The organism is Devosia insulae DS-56, assembly GCF_000970465.2.
In the GTDB taxonomy this organism is placed as follows: domain Bacteria; phylum Pseudomonadota; class Alphaproteobacteria; order Rhizobiales; family Devosiaceae; genus Devosia_A; species Devosia_A insulae.
The window spans coordinates 1-3,437 of record NZ_LAJE02000297.1; the positions used below are offsets into that span (position 1 = coordinate 1).

A 3,437-nucleotide genomic window follows, 5' to 3' on the forward strand; every position below is an offset into this window, starting at 1 on the left:
TGCCGCACCGGCCTACCGGTAGGATGCCTGAACGCATCCCTCAGACCTTGTTAACAAACTGGGGCGCATTCTAATGACTTCACGAGCCTGAAGGAGGCTTGTTATGTTGAAGTCAGTCCGCGTTCCCCACGAACTTATCGCGCTCAGCCAGATGCAGCGCGCTTCCATCCGCGAAGTCGGCGCGCCGCTCTACCTGCCGGCGTTCGAGCATCAGATCCTTGAGGCCGAGGCCCGTCGCGAAGACGACAAGGCCGACGATCTCGACTGGGGCGTGGCAGCCGGCGGCCTCACCCTCGGCGCCGACGAGGACGACGACTTCTACTGAGGCCGTGCCGTCAGGTCGCGGACGCGGCCTTGTAGACGCCCAGCACGTGGAAATGGTCGGTGAAGAACTTCAGCTCTTCGAAGGCGAGTTGCACCGACCGATCCGACGGGTGCCCCTCGATATCGGCGTAGAACTGGGTGGCGGTGAACGAGCCGTCGAGCATGTAGCTTTCGAGCTTGGTCATGTTCACCCCGTTGGTGGCAAAGCCGCCCATCGCCTTGTACAGCGCCGCCGGCACGTTGCGGACGCGGAACACGAAGGTGGTCTTCACCTTGCCCGCGCCGGCGGCCGGCTCATCAGCCTGCTTTGAGATCACCAGGAAGCGCGTGGTGTTGTGCGCCGCATCTTCGATGTTCTGGGCGATAACCGTCAGCCCGTAGACTTCGGCGGCGAACAGCGAGGCGATGGCGCCCACCGACTTGTCGCCCTTTTCGCCGATTTCGCGGGCCGAGCCGGCGGTATCGACGCCATTGATGGTCTTGAGCTTGTGCTTGGCGATGAACTTTCGGCACTGGCCGAGCGCCACCGAAAGCGACTGCACTGCCTTGATGTCGGCGAGAGTCGCGCCCGGCACGCCGAGCAGGTTCATCTCGACGCGCAGGAAATGCTCACCGGTGATGAACAGGCCGCTCTTGGGGAGCAAGTGATAGATGTCGGTGATGCGGCCATAGAGCGAGTTCTCCACCGGCACGACGCCGAACTCGGCATCGCCGTTCTGCACCGCCGCGATGGTATCCTCAAAGGTGGTGCACGGCAGCGCCTCGTCGTCCGGAAACAGCGCATGTGCCGCCGCGTGGCTGAAAGCGCCGGGCTCACCCTGGAACGCGATCTTTCTGGACATGGGCTGGAACTCCGAAAACCGATCTCATCTGACCACGGGCGAGGCCGGAAAAGTCCTGCAACTTCTCTCTCCCCGCGTTGTGCGGCGCCTTAATGCGACCCGGTGGGAGCCAAGTCAATGTTGAGCGAAATCATCCTATTTCCGCAGGAGCAGGATTGCGTGCGGTTGCATCGCACTTCTGCTCCAAGTGCTTGTTTTGTCGCGAGATCGCACCGGAAAGGTCTGCAACCTTTCCTGATCTCGCTCTGTTGTCGCAGTGCGCTTCTGCCCCGTTGCGCCCCATGTGGGGACAGACTATCTTCCGCCCGCGTCGGGACAGGGCTTGAAGCGCCGGGGTTGGCCAGCTATGGCCTATCGCTGTTCCGCCGTTCATCAAACCGGCGTCAAAGGCTAAAGATACCCGCGATGGATTCGTTCGAACTCAATAAGATCATTGGCGCCGTTCTCGGTACCCTCCTGTTCGTCATGGGCGTGGGGTTCCTGGCAGAGGCCATCTATCATCCGATCGAAGGTCGCGGGCCGGGCCTGACCCTGGCTGAAGCCGAAGCTCCCGGCGAGCATGGCGCCGGCCCGGCCGAGCCGGAAGCTCCGGCCGTGCCCCTGGGCGTGCTGCTGGCAAGCGCCGATGCCACCGCCGGCCAGGCTTCGGTGAGGAAGTGCAGCAGCTGCCACAACTTCGAAGCAGCCGGCAAGAACGGCACCGGCCCCGGTCTTTATGGTGTGGTCGGTCGGCTGATCGGCAGCCATGAGGGCTTCAGCTATTCCGCCGGCATGGAAGAGCACAAGGCCAAGGGCGACCTGTGGACGTACGAGAACCTCAACGCTTTCATCACCTCGCCCAAGACCTTCACACCGGGCACGAAGATGAGCTTCGCCGGCGTCAAGGACCCGGCCGAGCGCGCCAATATCCTTGCCTACCTGCAGACCCTGTCGCCGTCGCCGGTGCCGTTCCCGACCGCTGAAGCCGCGCCGGCTCCAGTTCCCGCTGAAGGCGCTGCCGCCCCTGCAGAGGGCGTGGCTCCGGCCGAGGCCGGCGCAACCGAAGGCGCTGCCGTCGAGACGCCGAGCACCACTGCTACCGAGACCTCGGTGGAAGGCACGCCGGCTCCGGCGACCACCGAAGCGCCGGCTGCCAGCCATTGATCCTCGACTGAGGTCCGTTTGAGTTTCGAGCCGCGCCCCTGGTGCGGCTCGTTCGTTTTGGGGGAGACCACCGATGACCTTGCTGCTGCACCTCGCCGATTTCAACGAGCGACGCTGGGCCGATGGCTTCGCTGCCGCCCTGCCCGGCCGCAAGGTGGTGACGCGCGCCGACAGCTATGACCCGGACGAGGTGGAATACATCTTCATCTGGAAGCCCAAGCCCGATGCGTTCGAGGGGCTTCACAAGCTCAAGGCGATCCTGTCGCTGGGCGCCGGCGTCGATGCGCTGCTGCGCAACCCGTCGCGCCCCAGGGACGTGCCGATCGCCCGCTTCATGGATGAGGACCTGACGCAGCGAATGAGCGACTACGTCGTCTCGCAGGTGACCATGCACCAGCGACTGATGACCCGCTTCAAGCGCGACCAGGCAGCAAAGCAATGGCGACAGCTCTATCCGGCGCCGGCCTGGGACGCGACGGTCGGCATCATGGGCTTGGGGGCGCTCGGACTCGACGCTGTTCGGCACCTCAAGGTGTTCGGCTACAAGCTGCGCGGCTGGAGCCGGACGGCAAAAGAGGTCAACGGCGTAGACGTCTTCACCGGTCCCGAGCAGCTCGAGGCGTTCCTTTCGGGGACCGATATCCTGGTCAACCTGCTGCCGCTGACGGCGGAGACCCAGGGCATCCTCAACTACGAGACGTTTTCCAAGCTGAAGCGCGGCGGCATCGACAACGAAGGCCCGGTGGTGATCAACGCGGCGCGCGGCGGGCACCAGAGGGAAGCCGACATCGTCCGGGCGCTGAATGACGGGACGCTGAAGGCAGCAAGCCTCGACGTGTTCGAGGTGGAGCCGCTGCCGCAGGACTCGCCGCTGTGGGAGATGGACAATGTCTACATCACCCCGCACATCGCCGCCGCGTCGAGCGAGCGGACCGGCGTGGCGTATTTCTCCAAGGTGATCAAGGATCACGAAGCGGGGCTGCCGCTGCCCAACATGATCGACTTCGGGCGGGGGTACTAGGGGGCGGCAAACGCATGACGCGAAGCCGGTGGCTGTGGACCCCCACCCTTGTCCCCTCCCCCTCAAACAGGGGGAGGGAGACGCTCTCACTGATGCCGGTATTTTGG

General features: G+C 64.3%; 4 protein-coding genes. 3 read left to right on the forward strand and 1 reads right to left on the reverse strand.

Translation table 11 applies throughout. From position 1 onward, the window contains the following. The first annotated feature begins 103 nt into the window (after positions 1-103). Positions 104-325, forward strand: coding sequence for a hypothetical protein (locus tag VW23_RS21065; RefSeq protein WP_069911474.1), 222 nt, complete (start codon positions 104-106; stop codon positions 323-325). 10 nt (positions 326-335) lie between these two features. Here VW23_RS21065 and VW23_RS21070 read toward each other — a convergent pair whose 3' ends face one another. Next, on the reverse strand, positions 336-1,166 hold the full coding sequence (locus tag VW23_RS21070) for a prephenate dehydratase (RefSeq protein ID WP_069911475.1): 831 nt from the start codon (positions 1,164-1,166) through the stop codon (positions 336-338). 405 nt (positions 1,167-1,571) lie between these two features. Between VW23_RS21070 and VW23_RS21075 the strand changes: the two genes are divergently transcribed. Together VW23_RS21075 and VW23_RS21080 are read left to right on the forward strand one after the other, a co-directional pair. Further along, complete coding sequence (locus VW23_RS21075; RefSeq protein ID WP_069911476.1) at positions 1,572-2,309, forward strand: c-type cytochrome; 738 nt, start codon at positions 1,572-1,574, stop codon at positions 2,307-2,309. A gap of 73 nt (positions 2,310-2,382) precedes the next feature. Beyond that, complete coding sequence (locus VW23_RS21080; protein ID WP_069911477.1) at positions 2,383-3,330, forward strand: 2-hydroxyacid dehydrogenase; 948 nt, start codon at positions 2,383-2,385, stop codon at positions 3,328-3,330. Positions 3,331-3,437: the final 107 nt, after the last annotated feature.

What these genes read in the sequence shown, in the direction of transcription:
- VW23_RS21065 (WP_069911474.1), top strand. Translation starts at nt 104, where the DNA reads ATGTTGAAGTCAGTCCGCGTTCCCCACGAACTTATCGCGCTCAGCCAG.
- VW23_RS21070 (WP_069911475.1), bottom strand. Translation starts at nt 1,166, where the DNA reads ATGTCCAGAAAGATCGCGTTCCAGGGTGAGCCCGGCGCTTTCAGCCAC.
- VW23_RS21075 (WP_069911476.1), top strand. Translation starts at nt 1,572, where the DNA reads ATGGATTCGTTCGAACTCAATAAGATCATTGGCGCCGTTCTCGGTACC.
- VW23_RS21080 (WP_069911477.1), top strand. Translation starts at nt 2,383, where the DNA reads ATGACCTTGCTGCTGCACCTCGCCGATTTCAACGAGCGACGCTGGGCC.